The organism is Phenylobacterium sp. LjRoot225 (assembly GCF_964252855.1).
Classification (GTDB): Bacteria; Pseudomonadota; Alphaproteobacteria; order Caulobacterales; family Caulobacteraceae; genus Phenylobacterium.
In genome coordinates this window covers 1,036,191-1,054,346 of sequence record NZ_CAXUPL020000001.1, presented here as the reverse complement: position 1 = coordinate 1,054,346, position 18,156 = coordinate 1,036,191, and the positions used below count along the sequence as shown (strand labels likewise).

Sequence of the window (18,156 nt, the reverse complement as noted above, 5' to 3'; positions counted from 1 at the left end):
CAATCCCCATCCGTCATGGCCGGGCCCCGTCCCGGCCATCCATGAACGTCGAAGGCGCAGGAGGGTCTCCGTCTCGCCGTGTGCATGGGTTCCCGGCACAGGGCCGGGAATGACGGTGGGGAAGGGTGGCCGAGGGACAGGCGAAGGAGGCGCGGGGTGTAGGCCTCTTCCCCCTCTCGCGCTTCGCCGCGCAAAGCGGTATAGCGGCGGCCATGATCGGGAAGCTCAATCACGTCGGCGTCGCCACGCCCTCCATCACAGACGCCATCGCGCTCTACCGCGACATGCTGGGCGCGACCTCCATCACCGAACCCTTCATCATGGAGGAGCAGGGCGTGCGGGTCTGTTTCGTCAACCTGCCGAACAGCCAGATCGAGCTCCTCGAGCCCTATGGCGACAAGTCGCCGGTCCGCGCCTTCCTGGAAAAGAACCCCAAGGGCGGCCAGCACCACGTCTGCTTCGAAGTCGAGGACATCATCGTCGCCCGCGACGACATGGTGGCCAAGGGCGCCACGGTGCTGAACGACGGCAAGCCGCGCATCGGCGCCCATGGCGTTCCCGTGATCTTCGTCCACCCGAAGAACATGGGCGGCGTCCTGGTCGAGCTGATGGAGACCACGAAGGGCGCGCACTGATGGGCATCGCCACAGGCATCGCCATCTACCTGACCATCTGGTGGACGATCCTGTTCGCCGTCCTGCCGCTCGGCGTGAAGAGCTACGCCGAATCCGGGATCGATCCGCAGGGCGGGGACCCCGGCGCGCCGGTCAACCCGAACCTGAAGCGCAAGTTCATCACCACCACCTGGGTCTCGGCGCTCATCATGCTCGTGCTGGTGGCCGTGATCCACTTCCACCTGGTCGACCTCAGCCGCATTCCCTGGCGCACCTGACGCTCGCGCGTTGCCAAGGCGGGCACGCCGAGGCTATCTGACCGGCTCTTCGCTGCAGCCAGGGACGCCCGACCACCATGCGCCTTTCGCGTTACTTCATGCCGACCCTGCGCGAGGCGCCGTCCGACGCCCAGATCGTCTCGCACCAGCTGATGCTCCGCGCCGGGATGATCCGGCAAGAAGCCGCCGGCATCTACGCCTGGCTGCCGCTGGGCCTGAAGGTGCTGCGCAAGATCGAGCAGATCGTCCGCGAGGAGATGGACCGCGCCGGCGCCGTCGAGGTGCTGATGCCCACCCTGCAGCTCGCCGACCTGTGGCGCGAGAGCGGCCGCTACGACGACTACGGCGAGGAGATGCTGCGCATCAAGGATCGCCACGATCGCGATCTGCTGTACGGGCCGACCGCCGAAGAGGTGATCACCGACATCTTCCGCAGCTACGTGAAGTCGTACCGCGACCTGCCGAAGAACCTCTACAACATCCAGTGGAAGTTCCGCGACGAGCGGCGTCCCCGCTTCGGCGTGATGCGCGGCCGCGAGTTCCTGATGAAGGACGCCTATTCCTTCGACGTCGACGAGGCGGCGGCCCGGCGGTCCTACAACCGCATGTTCCTGGCCTATCTCAACGTCTATGCGCGGCTGGGCCTGCAGGCGATTCCGGTGCGGGCCGACACCGGCCCGATCGGCGGCGACCTGAGCCACGAATTCATCATCCTGGCCGAGACCGGCGAGAGCGAGGTCTTCGCCCACCGCGACCTCGTCGAGATGGGCGCGCCGGGACCGGACATCGACTGGGACGGCGACCTGCAGCCGCTGGTCGAGCAGCGCACCCGCCTCTATGCGGCGAGCGACGAGATGCACGACCAGGCCCGCTTCGAGGCCGAGGCGCCCGAGGACAAGCGGATGTCGGCGCGCGGCATCGAGGTCGGCCACATCTTCTATTTCGGCGAGAAGTATTCCAAGCCGATGAAGGCCGTGGTCGCCGGTCCGGACGGGGTCGAGCGGCCGGTGCAGATGGGCTCCTACGGCGTCGGCGTCTCGCGCCTGGTCGCCGCCATCATCGAGGCCAGCCATGACGGCGCCGGCATCATCTGGCCCGACAGCGTGGCCCCGTTCGGCGCGGCCGTGGTCAACCTGCGGGTCGGCGACGCGGCGGTCGACGCCGTGGCCGAGCAGGCCTACCAGGCGCTGCTCGCCGCCGGCAAGGAGCCGCTGCTGGACGATCGCGACGACCGGCCGGGCGCGAAGTTCGCCTCGCTCGACCTGGTCGGCGTGCCCTGGCAGCTGATCGTCGGGCCGAAGGGCGTCGCTGACGGCGTGGTCGAGATCAAGCGCCGGGCGACGGGCGAGCGCCAGAGCCTGCCGCTGGACGCCGCGCTGAAGGTGATCTGCGGGTGAGCGAGCCCACGGCGGCGCCAGCCTCGGGTTCGTTCGGCGGCCGCGCGCCGCCCTTTGGCTACTGGGAGCGGATGCTGGCCGGCCGGTATCTGCGCGCCAAGCGCAGTCAGGGCGGGGTGGCCCTGATCTCGGCCATCTCCTTCATCGGCATCATGCTAGCCGTGGCGGTGCTGATCATCGTCATGTCGGTGATGAACGGCTTCCGGACCGAGCTGCTCAGCCGCATCCTCGGTTTCAACGGCCACCTGTTCGTCAGCGGCGCGGTGCTGGACCGGCCCGACCGCGACCAGATCACGGCCAAGATCGCCAAGGTTCCGGGCGTGATCCAGGCCGCGCCGATCATCGAGGCCCAGGCGATCGCCATGGGCCCGGCCCAGATCTCCGGTGCGATCGTGCGGGGGATCCGGCCCCAGGACCTGGCCGCCACGCGGCTGGTCTCCGGCAACCTGACCAAGGGGACGCTGAAGGACTTCGGCGCCGGCGACTACGGCGGCGAGACGATCGTCGTCGGCGAGCGGCTGGCCCAGTCGCTGGGCGTGCAGCCGGGCGATCCCCTGACCCTGATCTCGCCGGCGGGCGGGGCCACCGCCTTCGGCGGCACGCCGCTGCAGAAGACCTATACGGTGGGGGCGACCTTCACCGTCGGCATGAGCCAGTACGATCAGGCCTACATCTACATGCCGCTGGCCCAGGCCCAGCTGTTCTTCGGCCGCGACAGCAGCGTCGACGCCATCGAGATCAAGATCAAGGATCCGGACAAGGTCGGCGCGATGAAGGCGGGCGTCGCACGGGCGGCGGGGCCCGGCGCCATGGTCACCGACTGGACCCAGCGCGACAGCTCCTTCTGGGGCGCGCTGAAGGTCGAGCGCAACGTCATGCGCCTGATCCTGATGCTGCTGGTCGCGATCGCGGCGATGAACATCATCTCCGGCCTGGTCATGCTGGTGAAGAACAAGGGCCGCGACATCGCCATCCTGCGCACCATGGGCGCGAGCGGGGGCTCGATCCTGCGGATCTTCTTCATGTCGGGCGCCATGGTGGGGGTGCTGGGCACCGCCGCGGGCCTCGCGCTCGGCGTGCTGGTGTCGGTCTACATCGACCCGATCCAGTCCTTCGTGGAATGGGCGACCGGGCAGGCGGTCTTCTCCTCCGACGTCTATTTCCTCTCGCGCCTGCCGGCCCGGGTCGACTGGGCGGAGGTCGGACTGATCACCTTCTGGGCCCTGGCCATGTCCTTCGTCGCCACCCTGCCGCCGGCGTGGCGGGCCTCGCGCCTCGATCCGGTGGAGGCGCTTCGCTATGAGTGAGCCGGTTCTCTCCATTCGTGGCCTGGAGCGCCGCTACAACACCGGCGCCGGTCCCCTGACCGTGCTGCGCGGCGTGGACCTGGACGTCCGCCCGGGCGAGATCGTCGGCCTGATAGGGCCTTCGGGCTCGGGCAAGTCGTCGCTGCTGCACGCCGCAGGCCTGCTGGAACATCCTGAGGCCGGCCGGATTTCCGTGCTCGGCCGCGACTGTTCGGATCTTGGCGAGCGGGCGCGAACGCGGGTCCGGCTGGCCAATGTCGGCTTCGTCTACCAGTTCCACCACCTGCTGCCGGAGTTCTCGGCACTCGACAACGTGGCCCTGCCGCAGATGATCGCCGGCCTGTCCCGCCGCGCCGCGCGGGAGCGGGCGAAGGGGCTTCTGGACGAGCTGGGCCTAGCCGCCCGCACCGAACACCAGCCGGCCCAGATGTCCGGCGGCGAGCAGCAGCGGGTGGCCATCGCCCGGGCCATGGCCAATGCGCCCAAGCTGCTGCTGGCGGACGAACCCACCGGCAACCTGGACCCGGCGACCTCGGGGACGGTGTTCGACGCCCTCTACAAGCTGGTGCGGAGCCAGGGCGTGGCGGGGCTGATCGCCACCCACAACCTCGAGCTCGCCCGCCACATGGACCGGGTGTTCGCGCTGAAGGACGGGCGTCTTGAGGAACAGCCCAAGGGCTGAGGGGGCTCGAAGGCTCAGCGTCCGCGACGACGAATGGTGTCGCCCGCCAGCGCCAGGCAGGCGACGAGCAGCGGCAGCAGATAATAGACCAGCCGGTAGCCCAGGAAGGCGGCGGCCAGCGGCGCCGGGCTGGCGTTCGGCAGCAGGGCGGAGATCGAGCCCTCGAAGACCCCTGCGCCGCCGGGCACGGTCGAGACCAGCCCCGCCACCGCCGACACCGCATAGGCGCCGACGAAGGTCTGGTAGTGGACAGCCTCGGACGTCATCAGCAGCCAGATGATCGCCGCGGCCACGCCATTGTCGACGATCCCGATGACGAGCTGGGCCATGGCGTCGCCGGCGGAGGGCAGGGTGAGGCTGCGGCCGTAGGCGCGCAACGGCGCCTTGCGGACCCCGCACAGGATCACATAGGCCGCGACCGCGACCATCAGCGCCCAGCCCAGGGAGCGGGCGACCTCCAGCGGGATGGCGGTCGCGGCGATCTGGCGCGCCGGCGAAAGCGCCAGGCCGGCGCCGCCCAGGGCGGCGACGCCTACCGCGAACGACATGCCGCTGAACAGGGTGGTGGCCGCGACCTGGGCCAGGGTCACCCCGTAGCGGTCATAGAGCCTGGCGCGCAGGGCGCCGGACACCAGCAGGTTGGCGCCGACCGAATGGGCGATGGCGTTGGCCACGAAGGATCCCGCCAACACCGGCCCCCAGGGCATGCTGGCGCCGGACCAGCGCACGCCCAGCCACTCGACCACGCCCATCAGGAAGAAGCTGAAGGCTGACAGCGCGATCGCCAGCAGGATGCGGCCGTGGCCCCAGGCGTTCATCGACTGGACGACAGCCGCCAGGCTGAGCTGGTGGAACTCCCGCCAAAGGACGACGGCCGCCATGGTAAGCAGGACGACCGACGCCAGCCGCAGCGCCCAGCGGCGGGCGAGCGCGGCGAGGCCTGCCCCGCCTTCCGGAATCGCTTCGGCAAGTTCGTCGGTCAGCGGCTCCGGCGGACCGGAGCCATGGCGTGAGGGGTCGTGGGAATTGAGCACAACGAGGGTCTCTCCCGAGTCGCAGCCTCGGTCACGGTCTGCCCGTTGTTTGCGGCAGGTTCCTGACGGCGCGCCGACTGGCCTCTAGCAGAATTGTCTCCGCCGGAGCCCGGTCAAACGCCGCAGACATGCGCCGCCCGCGGGCAGACGATTCGGAACCGAAAGTCACGGCGCAGGTTTTTCGCCCTGAGCCGTTACGCAAGGAGAAGCACCATGCCTCGGGATTGGATGCGCGATGAGCGCGGACGCAGGGATTTCGGCCAGGCCGACTACTCGCGCGACTACGCCTATGACCCGGAACGGCGGACCGGGTATCGCACCGCCGACGAGACCGTTCGCGACGACGACTACGGCCAGGCCGACTACTCCACCGACTACGCCTTCGACGCGGAGCGCGGCCGCGCCTATCGGCGGTTCTCCGACAAAGATCCTGGTCGCCCCGCGCCGACGGAGCCGGATCGGGCCTACGGCCGGCGGATGGACGAGGGCGACTACCGCCGCGGCCCGGACGTTGGCGAGCGCGGCCGATCCTGGACCGAGCGCGCCGGCGCCTTCTTCAGCGGCCACGACGCCAGCCCGGCGGTGCGCCGTCGGCGCGGCCCGTCGGACCGGGTGCTCTGGGCGATCATTGTCGAGCGCCTGGAGGACGCGCACAACCTCGACCTGCGCGACGTCGAGGTGCTGGTCGATGACGCCGAAGTGACCCTCAACGGCACCGTTCGGCGCAAGGAGGACAAGCGCCGGATCGAGGATATCGCCGACCTGGACGATGTCCGCCACGTGCAGAACAACCTGCGGGTTCGCGACTCCGGTCGGCGCTGGTTCGGCTAGGACGCTGCGGGCCTGGGAAAGCGGCGGCGGAAGCGTTCGATGACGATCGGGACGACCGCCGCGCTCACGCCGCCCAGGTCTGCGACCCAGTTGCGCATCAGGGGTACGAAGGGCGCGCCTGCCGGAAGATGGCTGGCTTCCAGCAGGGTGGCGAAGATCACCAGGCCGGTCGCCACGCGGCGCAGTCGGGCGCGCTGCATGGCGGCCAGGGCCGAGAGCATCAAGACGTAAAAGGCCGCGAAATGCTCCAGGTAGTTGGAGCGGGTGAACTGCGGCACCATCTCCGGCGGCAGGAAGACGGCGACCACGACCGCGATGACAGCGATCACGCAGCACAGACGGGCCAGGACGGCGAGCGGCCCGGCGTCGGGATAGCGGCCGGATCCGAAGAGAGTGGGGTCCTCGTGCATCGCGCCGTGTTACCTTGCCGGTTCGGAACCCCCAAGCCCGGTTGAGCCGTTCTATGTCCATGACGAAGGCCATCACCCTGACCATCCCGCACGAACTCGGCCGCGCCGAGGCGCGCAAGCGGATCGACGAGGGCTTCGCCAGCTTTTCGCAGCACATGGGCGCGGTGGCTGGGGCTCTGTCGAAGACCTGGACCGGCGACCGGCTGGACTTCGGCTTCGCCGCCCTCGGCCAGAAGATCAGCGGCACGATCGACGTGGACGATGCGGCCATCCGGCTGGAGGTGCTGCTGCCGAACCTGCTGGCGATGATGGCCAATAAGATGAAGCGGCGCCTGAAGACCGAAGGCCAGGTCCTGCTCGAGAAGAAGTAGCCCGCGGCTGCCTCGATTCGAGACAATACACGACCCATCCCCAGCGCAGCGCGATATTTCCACAGGCTTGGGCGGCGCGCAGTTGCATGACCGGCGAACTAGGCGGTTAGCTGGCTAGGCAACCTGGAGTGCGTCGCCGTGGACCTCGACCGCCTTTCGCCTCCCAACAGGGAACTGTTGATGCAGGCGCTGCCCGACGGCCGCCTGGTCAATGTGCTCTATGACGGCGGCGCCCGGATCGAGGGCGGTTACGCCCGCGAGCGTCGTTGCTTTGCTCTGGGCGAGCGCGGCTGGCTTGATTTCATCGGCTGGGAAGGTCGCCCGAAGGCGGGGGCCCGCTGTCTCAGCCGCTGGGCGCTGACAGATGAAGCCCAGGCGCTGCTGAAGCCGGCCCGGGCGCGGCAGCGTCGCGGGGAGGCCGACGATCGCGTCGTCGTCGCCCCAGGTCTCTGACCGGAGGGTTAGGCCGCAGGCCGTCGCAGGACCTCAGCCAGCCGCAGGAAGCCGGCGAGATCGACCGTCTCGGCCCGCACCTGTGGGTCCAGGCCGGCGGCGACGACGAAGGCTTCGCCGCCCAGCACCTTGAGACTGGAGCGCAGCATCTTGCGACGCTGGCCGAAGGCGGCGGCTGTGACCCGTTCGAGCGCCTTCAGCAGGTCAGGCTCGGGCCGGTCCGGCCGTGGGACCAGCCGTACGACGGCGGATTCCACCTTCGGCGGCGGGGTGAAGGCGCGGGCGGGGACGTCCATCACCCGCTGGGCCTGGCAGGTCGCCTGAACGACGACCGCCAGCCGGCCGTAGGCCTCGTCGCCGACGGTGGCGACGATCCGGTCGGCCACCTCCCTCTGGAACATCAGGGTCAACGAGGCCGGGGTCCAGGGACCGGTCAGCCAGTTGATCAACAGCGGCGTGCCGACGTTGTAGGGCAGGTTGGACACGACGTGCGCCGGCGCGCCCTGGGCCAGGGCGGCTTCGTCGACCTGCAGGGCGTCGCCGAACACCAGGCTAAGCGCCGGACAGAGCGTGGCCAGCTCCTCGAGCAGCGGCCGAAAGCGCTCGTCCTTCTCGATGGTGGTCACCCGGGCGCCGGTCTCGAGCAGGGCGCGCGTGAGGCCGCCCGGACCGGGGCCGACCTCGATCACGTGGTCGTCGGCGCCGACCGCGGCGAGCCGGGCGATCTTACGGGTGATGTTGAGGTCCAGCAGGAAGTGCTGGCCGAAGGACTTCTTGGCCAGCAGGCCGTGGGCGGCGAGGCTGTCGCGCAGCGGCGGCAGGCCGGCGAGGGCTTCGCTCATGCCGCGCGCCTGTGCTTGACGATCTGCTCGGCGAGGCGGATGGCCGCCAGCAGGCTGTCGGCGCGCGCCAGGCCGCGGCCGGCGATGTCGAAGGCGGTGCCGTGATCGGGGGAGGTGCGCACGATCGGCAGGCCGAGGGTCACGTTCACCCCACCCCAGAAGTCCAGCATCTTCACCGGGATCAGGGCCTGGTCGTGATAGAGGCAGACCGCAGCGTCGTAGCGGCTGCGCATCTCCGCCGGGAACAGGCTGTCGGCCGGATAAGGGCCCGTGGCGTCGACGCCCAGGTCGCGCAGTGCGCGCACGGCAGGCTCCACCAGCTCGATCTCCTCACGGCCGATGCCGCCCGATTCGCCCGCATGGGGATTGAGACCCGCCACGGCCACCCGGGGCGCGGCGACGCCGAAGTCCCGGCGCAGCGCCTGGTCAGTCACCAGGCCGGCGTTGACGATGGCCTCGATGCTGAGCAGCGACGGCACGCGCGCCAGCGGCGTATGGACGGTCACCAGGGTGACGCGCAAGTCCTGGGCCGTGAGCATCATGATCGGCCCGCGGGCGCCGTCGTAGCTGGCGGCGGAGGTGAGGTCGCCGAGGAACTCCGTATGGCCCGGGAACTTGAAACCGGCCTCGTAGAGCGGCGCCTTGGCGATCGGCGCGGTCACTACGCCGGAGACGTCGCCGCGCAGCGCCAGCCCGACCGCGGTCTCGATCCACTGGATCACCGAGGGCGCGGCGGAGGCCGACGGCTGGCCGGCGATCACCGGCGTGCGCAGCGGAATGTCGAGCACCGGCAACGCGTCGCGGAAGATCCGCGGGGCCTCCTGAGGCGAGGTGATCCGCCGGAGGATCGAGGCGCCTGCGGCCGAGGCCGAGGCGAGCGCCTGGAAGTCGCCGACCACCAGGAAGCTCAGCGGCTCGTTGCGCAGCGCCTGCCAGGCCTTGATCGTGATCTCCGGACCGACGCCGGCCGGATCCCCCAGCGTCAGCGCGAGCGGCCGGGATTTCACCGCGTCTCGATGGTGGCGGAATTGCGCAGGTCGCGCATGTAGCGCCGCGCGACCATCGAGAGTTGCTGGCCGAACAGCCGGTTCTCGATCTGGTCATGGGAGAGCTGGGCGGCGCCGGAGGCGTGCTTGCCGCAGACCGCCACCAGGTGGAGGCCCACCTTGGTGCGGATCGGCTCGGAGACCTGACCCGGCGCGAGAGACTGGGCCGCGTCGCGGAATTCCGGCGCGAGGTCGGCGATCTCCGCCTCGCCCAGGTCGCCGGCGACAACGCCCGGCGACTTGGCCGCGACGCTTTCGAGGTCGTCGCAGCCCTTGGTCGCCGCGCGGACGCCCATCAGGGTGGCGCGCGCCGCCGCGACGTCGGCGCTCGAGGCGGTCTCCGGCAGCGACACGGCCGCCTGCTTCAGGTTCACCAGGGTCGCGCCGGCGCCGGCGCGCTTGTTGCGCAGGTAGACGATGTAGACTCCGTCCTTCACCGGGATCGGGGCCGACAGCTGGCCGGGGCGCAGCTGATCGAGGGCGGCGTCGACTTCCGGCGGCATTTCGCCGGGGCTGACCCAGCCGGCGTCTCCGCCCGAGGCCGCGGTGGGGGCGGCCGAAAACTGCCGGGCGACGGCGGGGAAGGGCGCGCCCTGCTGGATCTGGCTGACCAGCTGCTGGGCGCCCTGCAGCGCCTGCGGCATGCCGCCTGCGCGGTTGGCGTCGATCAGCACTTCGCTGACCTGGTACTGCGGCTTGGAGGCGACGGACTCGAGATGGGCTTGGGTCGCCTTGATCTGGTCCTCGCCGACCCGCAGGCGGCTGCCGTAACGGCCCTGGATCCACCGCTGCCAGCTCATCGAGGCGCGGACCTGCTGATAGAGGGTTTCGGAGCCGATGCCCTGGGCCTTCAGCACGCCCAGGAACTGGTCGACCGACATGTTGTTCTCGCTCGCCATGCTGGAGATCTCTTCGCGGACCTCGTCATCGGTGGCGATAATGGACATCTTCTGCTGCTTCTCGACGCGCTTCAGCTCGTGCAGCTGCAGGTGCTCGTCGACCAGCGAGACCAGCGCCTGGCGCTGGAATTGCGGCAGGGTTTCCTGGGACGGCTGGATGCCGGAGGTGGCGATCAGCAGGCGCATCCGCTGCGCCAGGTCATAGGTCGAGATGATCTCGTCATTGACGATCGCGGCGACGGATTCCGAAAGCGGGCGCGGCGCGGTCGACGCGGACGGCGCGGCGGAAGCCGGAGCCGCGGGCGCGGCTGCGGCCGGACCGGCCTTGGCGGCGCGGGCTGGGGCGGCTTGCACGTCGAGGGGCAGGGCTGCAGACACAAGAAGCGCGAGCAGAGTCGCGCCGCGCGCCAACTGGCCCGGGACGTCACCGGCGTGCATCATGGATAGGATCATTCCTTCGAGCGGCCGCACCGGCCCGCATTGTCTATCTGTCATCAATGTGTCCCGCCCAATGTGGCGAGCGTTAGGCGCACGACGATCTGCTCGTTGCGGCCCAGCTGCCGCAGCTGCGTGTTGTCGAGCAGATAGAAGACGGCGTCTTCCTTGCGATAGATGACATCCACCCGGATACAGTCGTCGCGATAGAAGACGCCGACGTCGCGCACGGCCCAGGCGTTGGAGACCATGTCGCGGCTGCCGTAGAGCGAGGCGCCCCAGTTCTTGCCGAAATAGGTCTCGCCGCCGACGTCGAGGTTTTCCTGCTTGCCGCCAGACAGGCTGTTGGACGACGCGCCGGTGATCTCGGCGTCGTTGCTCAGATAGCGGACGAAGCCCGAGGCCCACTTCGTCTGGGCGTTGGCCCCCGCCTCGATGCGATGGACCTTCAGGGTGTCGGCGTCGAGCCGCGTGCGCGCGAACAGCGACAGGCCCTTCATCGGCTGGGCGTCGCCGGCGACGATCCAGTCCGAGGCCGTTTCACGCAGCCCCGAGCCGTTGCGGAAGATGGTGTTGCGCTGCGAACGGAAGCTGCGGCCGACGAGGAGGCTCGCGCGCCGTCCATCGTCCCAGAGCACCGAGCCGCGGGCGGCGACGTTCAGCCGCGCGCCGTCCTCATAGAGGTCGTAGCCGGGGAATTTGTCGGTCTTGAAGAGGTTGGTCTCATCGAACTCAAAGGTGGCGCTGTCCTCGTTGAGGTAGATCGGATTGCCCGACGCGTCGTGGCCGACGACGATCTGTTTGGCGTTGGGCGACACGGCGAGCTGGGCCAGCGGCTCCAGGACCACGGTGGCGTCGCGCCAGCGGCGATAGACCGGATAGGAGATGTCCGCCCCGGCGGTCGCCAGCCCGCGCCCGACGGCCGTCGAGTGGACGCCGACGCCGGACGCGCGCGGCACGTCGCCCAGGCTGTAGGCGTCGCCCCGGATGCTGACGAAGGGGTCGACCCGTAGGCCGGCCGCGGAGGTGAAGCTGCGGCGCCAGTCCGCCTGGGCTGTGACGCGGCGGCTGTCGATGCCGGGCAGGGTGGGATCGGCCGGGGACTGGTCGCGGGTCAGGGCCACGGCGCTGCCGGTCAGACGCAGCCGGCCGCCGAGCACGGTCGTGTTCGGCGAATAGCGCTGCTCGATCAGCGGCGCGATCACCGGGATGGCGCCATTGTCCTCGATCGTGCCGGCGACGGAGCCGGCGCGCAGGCTCTGGATGCTGATCGCCGCGGCCGAGAAGTAGGACTGGCTGTCCTCGCGGATCGCATAGAGCTGGGAGATCAGCCGCCGGTCGTCGGCGACATAGGGGCCACGGCTCTCGTAGACCTTGCCGACGTCGTACTTGTCGAAGATCAGCGGATCCGAGGCGCGTTCGGCGGTGAAGCCGAGCAGCCAGTTGTCGTCGATGTGGAAGGCGCCGCGGGCGAGGACGTAGCTGCGGTTGGTGCTCTCGCCGAAGCGGTCGCCGCTGCCGTCGACGTTCTTCTCGTGGGTGTAGCCGAACCGCAGATCGACATCGCCGGAATAGAAGCGCTTGCGAACCTGTGCGTTGAGGAAGGGGTTGACCTTCGTGTTGAGCTGCGGGCTCACGATGACGTCGGTCGAAGGCGAAGCCGCCCACAGATAGGGCTGCTCGTAGGAGAAGCCGCGCCGGTCCGATTCGCCCAGGCTGGGCGTAAGGAAGCCCGAGGCCCGGTTCGCCGTCGGATCGGCGTGCCAGAACACCGGCAGATAGAGCACCGAGACGCCCAGCACGCGCACGCGGGCGTTCCTGTAGAAGATGAGGCGCTTCTTCTTGTCCTGCACGACGCGCGTGGCGCGGATCGACCAGGTCGGTTGCTTGGCTTTTCCGTTGGCGGCGCAGATGGCGCAGGGGGTGTAGATCGCCCGGTTGAGCTCCTGGATGACCTCGGAGCGGCGCACCACGGAGGTCGCGGCGAGCTTGCCGTTGTCCGGCAGCCGGGCGGCGAAGCCGCGGCCGACGCCGGCGCTCATCTTGTCGTCGAGCGTCAGCTCGTCGGCGAACTCGACGGAGCCGTCGGAGCCGATCATCTGCACGTGGCCGAAGGCGCGAATCACGCCGGTCTGACCGTCTGCGCCCTGGTCGTAGACGAGGCGGTCCGCGCGCAGGGTGCGGCCCTGGTAGCGGATCTCGACCGAACCTTCGGCGGTCGTGCGGTTGGCCTTGTCGTCCCGCGTGAGGACGTCGGCCTCCATGTAGAGTTCGTCCGGCGCGAGACCGTCGGGCGTGGCGGCGGGCGCGGCCTTGGCCGCCTTGGCCGGCTTCTCCTCGGCGGGCAGCTGGTCGCGCCGCGTCTGGGCGTGAGCAGGCGACTGCGCGAGAATGGCGGCGAGCGCGACACCCATAAGCATGGCGCGCTTAGCTGCGGAAGGCGTCAGCCGACCCGGACTCATCGTTGCTATGATCCCCTCTGGCGTCCGCGCCGCGCTTTTGCGCCGTTCGCGGATGCATAGACCCGCCGGCGAACGATTCAACCGTCTTCGGTGTAGCAGAGCAGAGTCAAACCCGACAGCAGGGCCACGATGGGCGGCGCCCAGGCCGCGGCGTAGAGCGGGATGATGTCGCCCTTGGCGAGGGCGCCAGCGAACTGGTTGAAGAAGAAAACCACGAATCCGAGCGCCACGCCGGCGCCTGCGAGGCCCGCCAGTCCGCCCAGCCGGGCCAGACGCAGCGAAAAGGCCGCCGCCAGCACCGCCATGGCCGAAAACAGGATCGGCGTGGCCAGCAGCTGATGGAAGCGCAGCTTGTAGCCCGAGGCGGAGAATCCCGCCGCTTCGGTCAGCCGGATCGCGGCCGGCAACCGCCAGAAGGCGATCGCGTCGGGCGCGGCGAACCGCTCCATCGCCGACTCCGCGTCCAGCGTCGAGCGAATCGACAGGCTGTCGGAATGCACCGAATTCTCGCCGGCGGTGGCCTCGCGGACGTCCCGCAGCTGCCAGAAGCCCGGCATCAGCCGCGCGTCGGCGGCTTCCAGCCGGCGCTTGAACTGCGGCCGTCCCGCCTGGTCCTTCTGGTAGACGAAGAGCGAAACGCCGTGCAGGTGGACCACGCCTTCGGCCATGTCGCGCGACCGGGCGTGGATGACGATCTGGTTGGTCTCGTCGCCCTGGCGCAGCCAGACGTCCTTGGGTGCGCCCGGCAGGTAGTTCTCCATCATCCGCGCGCGATCGAGCTCGAAGCGCGAGTTGAGCGTCGCGGCCAGGGGATTGATCACGGCGACCGTCAGCACCCCGGCGATGAAGGCCGCCAGGGCGGAGGGCAGGATAAAGCGCCAGGCCGAGACGCCCGCGGCGCGCATCGCCACCAGCTCGCTCTTGCGATTGAGGCCGACGTAGGCGGCGATCACGCCGAACAGGAAGACGAACGGCAGCAGGATCTGGATCACGGAAGGCGCGCGCAGCAGTGTCAGGCCAAACAGCTCTCCAGGCCCGACGTCGGCCCGCACGCCGACCTGCCGCGACAGGTCGACGAATTGGACGAGCACGATCACCGCGGTGATCACCGCCAGCGCCGAGCCCACGCCGCCCAGGGTGCGCGCGAGCATGTAGCGTTCGAGGCGTCCCACTCTCATGCCGCCGCCCTCGAGAGGCCGGCGGGGCGACGCTCGCGGGCGCCGGACCGGCTGGTCCGTTGCCGGAAGATGCTGCGCAGGGCGAATCCGAGCGCGATCAGCGGCACCGCGTACTGCAGCAGGTTGAGCCAGACGTCGTCGTCGCAGGCGGCCTGGACGACGAAGCCGATGATCCGGGTCAGGGTGGCGAGCCCCGCCATGACGGCGATACGCCGGCCATAGCCCAGGCGCGAGAAGCCGCCGCCGATGATGGCGGCCAGGGCCATGGCCATGAAGGCGATGTTGTAGAGCGGGGTGGCGAGGCGCGCGTGTCCCTCGGCGAGCAGGCTCTTGCGATTCCGCCGCTCCCAGTCCTGTTCCAGGTCGGGAAAGAACAGCTCGTGCATGTAGCGGTCCGAGGGCTTGTAGTGGACCAGGCCCGAGCTGTCGGTGAGCGGCGACAGGTCGAATATGTACTCGTCGAAGGTCAGGAAGTTCAGCACGCCGGTACGTGAAAATTCCTGCGTCGAGCCTTCGTGCATGATCAGCACGGGCCGCCCCAGGCGCTTGGCGAGCCGGCCCTGGTCGGCCGTATAGGTGGTGGCCGCGTCGTCGCCCTTCGTCTGATGAATGAAGAGGTTGCGAAGATTGCCTTGTCCATCAATGCTTTGTGTATAGACGGTGAGTCCGGGCGTCGGCTCGGTGAACTCACCCTCGCGCACGAGGGTGGAGGCGAGGTCGGTGCGCACCGCGAAGAGCTCCTCGCGCAGCGCTCGGAAGGCCGCCGGCTGCACGAAGAGGTTCATGACCAGGGCGAAGAAGGCGATGGCGCCCGCCAGCCGCATGGCCGGCGAGATCACCCGCCAGCGACTCATCCCGCCGGCGAAGCAGACGACGATCTCCTGCTCGGTGTGCAGCCGGTTGAAGGACACCAGCGCGGCGACGAACACCGCGATCGGCAGGATCATGTTGATGAGCTGCGGCATGTAGAGCAGCGTGACCTTCAGGAAGACCACGGCGCTCTGCCGCTGGTTCACGATCAGGTCGAGGCCGGCTAGGCTCTGACTGAGCAAGGCGACGCCGGTCAGGGCGCCGGTCGCAAGCAGCGTCGGGCCTAGCATTTGGCGCAGCAGGTAGCGGTCGATCAGGCGCATCGGTTAAGAAAACGGCTTGCCCGGAGATTTCGCCGCGCCGCGGCTGCGGAGCTGTTCTAAACCATGCGTTGCCCCGTCGCACAACAGCGTCGGGGCGGGCCCACAGCAGCGCGGCGTGCGTTGCAGGGCATTGAGGCGGAGCTGAGAGAGTTCGTATGGAGATCGAGTTCGTCGCGGCCGCAGCCGCGCTGCAGCCGAAAACGGCGGTAGCCCAGATCGTGTTCGAGGGCGAGGCGCCGAAAGGCAAGCTCGACCAGGCGGTGGCCGCCAGCCGGTTCACCGGGGCCAAGGGCCAGACGCTCGATCTGGTCACGCCGGCCGGGCTCGACGTCGCGCGCCTGGTCCTGATCGGGACCGGCAAGCGCGAGGGCTTCGACGCCCTGGCGGCGGAGCATGCGGCGGCCAACGCCTACGCGGCGCTGAAGGCCACGGGCTTCGAGATCCTGCGTCTGGAGATTCCCGAAGCTGACGCCGAGACCGCGGCGCACGCCGCGCTCGGCCTGCGCCTCGCCGCCTACCGCTTCGACAAGTACCGGACCAAGGAGCCGGCGGATAAGAAGCCGTCGCTGCTGAGCGCGCAGATCGTCACGGCCGACCCGGACGCCGCGCGCACCGCCTTCCCGCCGCTGGCCGCGGTGGCCGACGCGGTGAGCTTCACCCGCGACCTGGTCTCCGAGCCCGCCAACATCCTCTATCCGGTCGAATTCGCCCGGCGGGTGAAGGAGCTGGGGAGCCTGGGCCTCGAGGTCGAGATCCTCGGCGAGCCGGAGATGACCAAGCTCGGCATGGGCAGCCTGCTGGGCGTCGGCCAGGGCAGCGTGCGCGAGAGCCAGCTGGTGGTGATCCGCTGGAACGGAGCGGCGGACAAGGCCGCCCAGCCGATCGCCTTCGTCGGCAAGGGCGTCTGCTTCGACTCGGGCGGCATCTCCATCAAGCCCGCCGAGGGCATGGAGGACATGAAGTGGGACATGGGCGGCGCCGGCGCCGTCGCCGGCCTGATGCACGTGCTCGCCGCGCGCAAGGCGAAGGTCAACGTGGTGGGCATCCTCGGCCTCGTCGAGAACATGCCCGACGCCAACGCCCAGCGTCCGGGCGACGTGGTGACCTCGATGTCCGGCCAGACCATCGAGGTGATCAACACCGACGCCGAAGGCCGCCTCGTGCTCGCCGACGCCATCTGGTACTGCCAGGACCGTTTCAAGCCGAAGCTGATCGTCGATCTGGCGACGCTGACCGGCGCAATCATCACGGCCCTGGGCAACGAGTACGCCGGCCTGTTCTCGAACAACGACGAACTGGCCGCCAACCTGCTGGACGCCTCCCAGAAGGAGGGCGAGCTGCTCTGGCGCATGCCGCTGCCGGACGCCTACAATAAGCAGATCGACTCGGTGATCGCCGATGTGAAGAACACCGGTGGCCGGGCCGGCGGTTCGATCACCGCGGCCCTGTTCATCCAGAAATTCATCAACGGCGTGCCCTGGGCCCATCTCGACATCGCCTCGACCGCCTGGAAGAAGCCGTCGAGCACCCCCACCATTCCCGACGGCGCCACCGGCTACGGCGTGCGCCTGCTGAACCGGATGGTGCAGGAGAAGTACGAAGGTTGATGAACGGTCAGAGGCTAATCCTGCTGCACAGCCCGCTGCTGGGGCCCTACAGCCTCAGGAGCACGGCGGCGGAGCTCACGGCGATGGAGTTCCGGGCCGACGCCCCGGTCTGGCCGAAGCTATCAAGCATCAGCGGGAGCTATTACGAGACGCTCGCCCAGGCGATGGCCGCGACCATCGACGGCGCCGGGGAGGATCCGGTCGTGCTGGTCCCGCACAGCGGGGCGGGCGCACTCATGCCGGCGCTTGCGACGCATCTGCGGGCCCCAGTGAGCGGCGTGATCTTCGTCGATTCCATCCTGCCGCATCCCGGCCGCAGCTGGCTCGACACGGCGCCGGCCGATACCCGCGAGGCGCTGCGGGCCGGCGCGCCGATGGGCCAGCTGCCGCCCTGGGACGACTGGTGGCCGCCGGGCGCTCTGGCCAAGCTGTTGCCGGAGGCCGACGTTCTGGACGCCCTCGTGGCGGAACTCGAGCCGCTGCCGCTGGCCTATTTCGAAGAGGCGGCGCCTCAGGTCGAGCTGACGACGCCGGGGGCCTATCTGCAGCTCAGCGGCAGTTACGGCGACGAGATCCGGTTGGCCGGGCGTTTCGGCTGGTCGTCGATCAGCCTGCCGCTCAATCACCTCGGGCCGCTGTCCCATCCCAAGGCGGTGGCCGCCGTGATCCGGTCCCTGGCGGCGAATTTTGCGGCGAAGCCGCATGGCTGAGGGCTGCGAGGTCTGGTTCTACCACCTGGAGCGGACCGGCCTCGATCAGGCCCTGCCTGAGCTGCTCGAAAAGACCCTGGGGCGTGGCTGGAAGGCGATCGTCCGCGCCCGCCAGGCCGAACGCATCGAGCATCTGGACGGCTGGCTGTGGACCTATCGCGACGAGAGCTTCCTGCCGCACGCACCGGCCGCCGAGCCGGGCGCGGCGCGCCAGCCGATCCTGCTGACCACGGACTTCGAGAATCCAAATCAGGCCGACGCCCTCTTCCTGATCGACGGGGCGGAGCCGGGCGAGCTCGGCGGCTACAGCCGCTGCCTGGTCCTGTTCGACGGCGCCGACGACGCGCAGGTGGCCACGGCCCGGGGCCAATGGAAGACCATCAAGGCAAGCGGCTTCGCCGTCTCCTACTGGAAGCAGCAGGGCCGCGGCTGGGCGAAGGTCGGCTAGACCCTTCCCGGTTCAGGTG

Annotated in this window: 19 protein-coding genes; 11 read left to right on the top strand and 8 right to left on the bottom strand. The window is 69.4% G+C overall.

The features are described from left to right. The first annotated feature begins 212 nt into the window (after nucleotides 1-212). From mce to ACSQ2B_RS05110, 5 genes are all read left to right on the top strand, one after another. Nucleotides 213-635 carry a methylmalonyl-CoA epimerase gene (gene mce / locus ACSQ2B_RS05130; RefSeq protein WP_436047928.1) on the top strand — a complete coding sequence of 141 codons (423 nt, stop codon included), beginning with the start codon at nucleotides 213-215 and terminating at the stop codon, nucleotides 633-635. Next, nucleotides 635-892: a DUF1467 family protein gene (locus ACSQ2B_RS05125; RefSeq protein WP_436047927.1), complete on the top strand. Its 258-nt coding sequence runs from the start codon at nucleotides 635-637 to the stop codon at nucleotides 890-892. Before mce ends, ACSQ2B_RS05125 begins: the two co-directional genes overlap by 1 nt. Nucleotides 893-969: 77 nt before the next feature. Then, nucleotides 970-2,289, top strand: a complete 1,320-nt coding sequence (gene proS, locus ACSQ2B_RS05120; RefSeq protein WP_436047926.1) for a proline--tRNA ligase — start codon at nucleotides 970-972, stop codon at nucleotides 2,287-2,289. Between the two features lie 71 nt (nucleotides 2,290-2,360). After that, the gene (locus ACSQ2B_RS05115; RefSeq protein ID WP_436049588.1) at nucleotides 2,361-3,596 is read left to right on the top strand and encodes a lipoprotein-releasing ABC transporter permease subunit; all 1,236 of its coding nucleotides are present in this window, start codon (nucleotides 2,361-2,363) and stop codon (nucleotides 3,594-3,596) included. After that, nucleotides 3,589-4,278 (top strand): ABC transporter ATP-binding protein, encoded by a 690-nt coding sequence (locus ACSQ2B_RS05110; RefSeq protein ID WP_436047924.1) that lies wholly within the window; start codon nucleotides 3,589-3,591, stop codon nucleotides 4,276-4,278. Before ACSQ2B_RS05115 ends, ACSQ2B_RS05110 begins: the two co-directional genes overlap by 8 nt. Nucleotides 4,279-4,292: 14 nt before the next feature. Here ACSQ2B_RS05110 and ACSQ2B_RS05105 read toward each other — a convergent pair whose 3' ends face one another. Further along, nucleotides 4,293-5,312: a lysylphosphatidylglycerol synthase domain-containing protein gene (locus ACSQ2B_RS05105; protein ID WP_436047922.1), complete on the bottom strand. Its 1,020-nt coding sequence runs from the start codon at nucleotides 5,310-5,312 to the stop codon at nucleotides 4,293-4,295. A gap of 213 nt (nucleotides 5,313-5,525) precedes the next feature. Here ACSQ2B_RS05105 and ACSQ2B_RS05100 point away from each other — a divergent pair, with 213 nt between their 5' ends. Next, on the top strand, nucleotides 5,526-6,143 hold the full coding sequence (locus ACSQ2B_RS05100) for a BON domain-containing protein (protein ID WP_436047920.1): 618 nt from the start codon (nucleotides 5,526-5,528) through the stop codon (nucleotides 6,141-6,143). Here ACSQ2B_RS05100 and ACSQ2B_RS05095 read toward each other — a convergent pair. Next, nucleotides 6,140-6,553, bottom strand: a complete 414-nt coding sequence (locus ACSQ2B_RS05095; RefSeq protein ID WP_436047918.1) for a hypothetical protein — start codon at nucleotides 6,551-6,553, stop codon at nucleotides 6,140-6,142. The genes ACSQ2B_RS05100 and ACSQ2B_RS05095 overlap by 4 nt on opposite strands. 53 nt (nucleotides 6,554-6,606) lie before the next feature. Here ACSQ2B_RS05095 and ACSQ2B_RS05090 point away from each other — a divergent pair, with 53 nt between their 5' ends. After that, complete coding sequence (locus ACSQ2B_RS05090) at nucleotides 6,607-6,924, top strand: polyhydroxyalkanoic acid system family protein (protein WP_436047917.1); 318 nt, start codon at nucleotides 6,607-6,609, stop codon at nucleotides 6,922-6,924. A 138-nt stretch (nucleotides 6,925-7,062) separates the two neighbouring features. Next, entirely contained in the window at nucleotides 7,063-7,377 is a 315-nt protein-coding gene (locus ACSQ2B_RS05085) for a hypothetical protein (RefSeq protein ID WP_436047916.1), read from the top strand. A gap of 8 nt (nucleotides 7,378-7,385) precedes the next feature. Here the strand turns inward: ACSQ2B_RS05085 and rsmA are convergent, their stop codons facing one another. The 6 genes from rsmA to lptF all read right to left on the bottom strand — a co-directional run bounded on the left by rsmA (nucleotide 7,386) and on the right by lptF (nucleotide 15,372). Next, complete coding sequence (gene rsmA, locus ACSQ2B_RS05080) at nucleotides 7,386-8,219, bottom strand: 16S rRNA (adenine(1518)-N(6)/adenine(1519)-N(6))-dimethyltransferase RsmA (protein ID WP_436047914.1); 834 nt, start codon at nucleotides 8,217-8,219, stop codon at nucleotides 7,386-7,388. After that, entirely contained in the window at nucleotides 8,216-9,226 is a 1,011-nt protein-coding gene (gene pdxA / locus ACSQ2B_RS05075; RefSeq protein ID WP_436047913.1) for a 4-hydroxythreonine-4-phosphate dehydrogenase PdxA, read from the bottom strand. The genes rsmA and pdxA overlap by 4 nt, the downstream gene beginning before the upstream one ends. Then, on the bottom strand, nucleotides 9,223-10,605 hold the full coding sequence (locus tag ACSQ2B_RS05070) for a peptidylprolyl isomerase (RefSeq protein ID WP_436047911.1): 1,383 nt from the start codon (nucleotides 10,603-10,605) through the stop codon (nucleotides 9,223-9,225). Before ACSQ2B_RS05070 ends, pdxA begins: the two co-directional genes overlap by 4 nt. Before the next feature lie 53 nt (nucleotides 10,606-10,658). Continuing rightward, on the bottom strand, nucleotides 10,659-13,019 hold the full coding sequence (locus ACSQ2B_RS05065) for an LPS-assembly protein LptD (protein ID WP_436047909.1): 2,361 nt from the start codon (nucleotides 13,017-13,019) through the stop codon (nucleotides 10,659-10,661). A 119-nt stretch (nucleotides 13,020-13,138) separates the two neighbouring features. Further along, nucleotides 13,139-14,239: an LPS export ABC transporter permease LptG gene (lptG, locus tag ACSQ2B_RS05060; RefSeq protein ID WP_436047907.1), complete on the bottom strand. Its 1,101-nt coding sequence runs from the start codon at nucleotides 14,237-14,239 to the stop codon at nucleotides 13,139-13,141. Then, the gene (gene lptF, locus ACSQ2B_RS05055) at nucleotides 14,236-15,372 is read right to left on the bottom strand and encodes an LPS export ABC transporter permease LptF (protein ID WP_436047905.1); all 1,137 of its coding nucleotides are present in this window, start codon (nucleotides 15,370-15,372) and stop codon (nucleotides 14,236-14,238) included. The genes lptG and lptF overlap by 4 nt, the downstream gene beginning before the upstream one ends. Before the next feature lie 155 nt (nucleotides 15,373-15,527). Between lptF and ACSQ2B_RS05050 the strand changes: the two genes are divergently transcribed. The 3 genes from ACSQ2B_RS05050 to ACSQ2B_RS05040 are packed head-to-tail and all read left to right on the top strand — an operon-like array spanning nucleotide 15,528 to nucleotide 18,137. Beyond that, nucleotides 15,528-16,979, top strand: coding sequence for a leucyl aminopeptidase (locus ACSQ2B_RS05050; RefSeq protein ID WP_436047903.1), 1,452 nt, complete (start codon nucleotides 15,528-15,530; stop codon nucleotides 16,977-16,979). Next, complete coding sequence (locus tag ACSQ2B_RS05045; RefSeq protein ID WP_436047902.1) at nucleotides 16,979-17,689, top strand: alpha/beta fold hydrolase; 711 nt, start codon at nucleotides 16,979-16,981, stop codon at nucleotides 17,687-17,689. Before ACSQ2B_RS05050 ends, ACSQ2B_RS05045 begins: the two co-directional genes overlap by 1 nt. Next, the gene (locus ACSQ2B_RS05040) at nucleotides 17,682-18,137 is read left to right on the top strand and encodes a DNA polymerase III subunit chi (protein WP_436047900.1); all 456 of its coding nucleotides are present in this window, start codon (nucleotides 17,682-17,684) and stop codon (nucleotides 18,135-18,137) included. The genes ACSQ2B_RS05045 and ACSQ2B_RS05040 overlap by 8 nt, the downstream gene beginning before the upstream one ends. Nucleotides 18,138-18,156: the final 19 nt, after the last annotated feature.

Excerpts from the sequence above, each read along its gene's own strand:
- mce (WP_436047928.1), top strand. The coding sequence starts at position 213 with ATGATCGGGAAGCTCAATCACGTCGGCGTCGCCACGCCCTCCATCACA.
- ACSQ2B_RS05125 (WP_436047927.1), top strand. The coding sequence starts at position 635 with ATGGGCATCGCCACAGGCATCGCCATCTACCTGACCATCTGGTGGACG.
- proS (WP_436047926.1), top strand. The coding sequence starts at position 970 with ATGCGCCTTTCGCGTTACTTCATGCCGACCCTGCGCGAGGCGCCGTCC.
- ACSQ2B_RS05115 (WP_436049588.1), top strand. The coding sequence starts at position 2,361 with ATGCTGGCCGGCCGGTATCTGCGCGCCAAGCGCAGTCAGGGCGGGGTG.
- ACSQ2B_RS05110 (WP_436047924.1), top strand. The coding sequence starts at position 3,589 with ATGAGTGAGCCGGTTCTCTCCATTCGTGGCCTGGAGCGCCGCTACAAC.
- ACSQ2B_RS05100 (WP_436047920.1), top strand. The coding sequence starts at position 5,526 with ATGCCTCGGGATTGGATGCGCGATGAGCGCGGACGCAGGGATTTCGGC.
- ACSQ2B_RS05095 (WP_436047918.1), bottom strand. The coding sequence starts at position 6,553 with ATGCACGAGGACCCCACTCTCTTCGGATCCGGCCGCTATCCCGACGCC.
- ACSQ2B_RS05090 (WP_436047917.1), top strand. The coding sequence starts at position 6,607 with ATGTCCATGACGAAGGCCATCACCCTGACCATCCCGCACGAACTCGGC.
- rsmA (WP_436047914.1), bottom strand. The coding sequence starts at position 8,219 with ATGAGCGAAGCCCTCGCCGGCCTGCCGCCGCTGCGCGACAGCCTCGCC.
- ACSQ2B_RS05070 (WP_436047911.1), bottom strand. The coding sequence starts at position 10,605 with ATGATGCACGCCGGTGACGTCCCGGGCCAGTTGGCGCGCGGCGCGACT.
- ACSQ2B_RS05065 (WP_436047909.1), bottom strand. The coding sequence starts at position 13,019 with ATGCTTATGGGTGTCGCGCTCGCCGCCATTCTCGCGCAGTCGCCTGCT.
- lptG (WP_436047907.1), bottom strand. The coding sequence starts at position 14,239 with ATGAGAGTGGGACGCCTCGAACGCTACATGCTCGCGCGCACCCTGGGC.
- lptF (WP_436047905.1), bottom strand. The coding sequence starts at position 15,372 with ATGCGCCTGATCGACCGCTACCTGCTGCGCCAAATGCTAGGCCCGACG.
- ACSQ2B_RS05050 (WP_436047903.1), top strand. The coding sequence starts at position 15,528 with ATGGAGATCGAGTTCGTCGCGGCCGCAGCCGCGCTGCAGCCGAAAACG.
- ACSQ2B_RS05045 (WP_436047902.1), top strand. The coding sequence starts at position 16,979 with ATGAACGGTCAGAGGCTAATCCTGCTGCACAGCCCGCTGCTGGGGCCC.
- ACSQ2B_RS05040 (WP_436047900.1), top strand. The coding sequence starts at position 17,682 with ATGGCTGAGGGCTGCGAGGTCTGGTTCTACCACCTGGAGCGGACCGGC.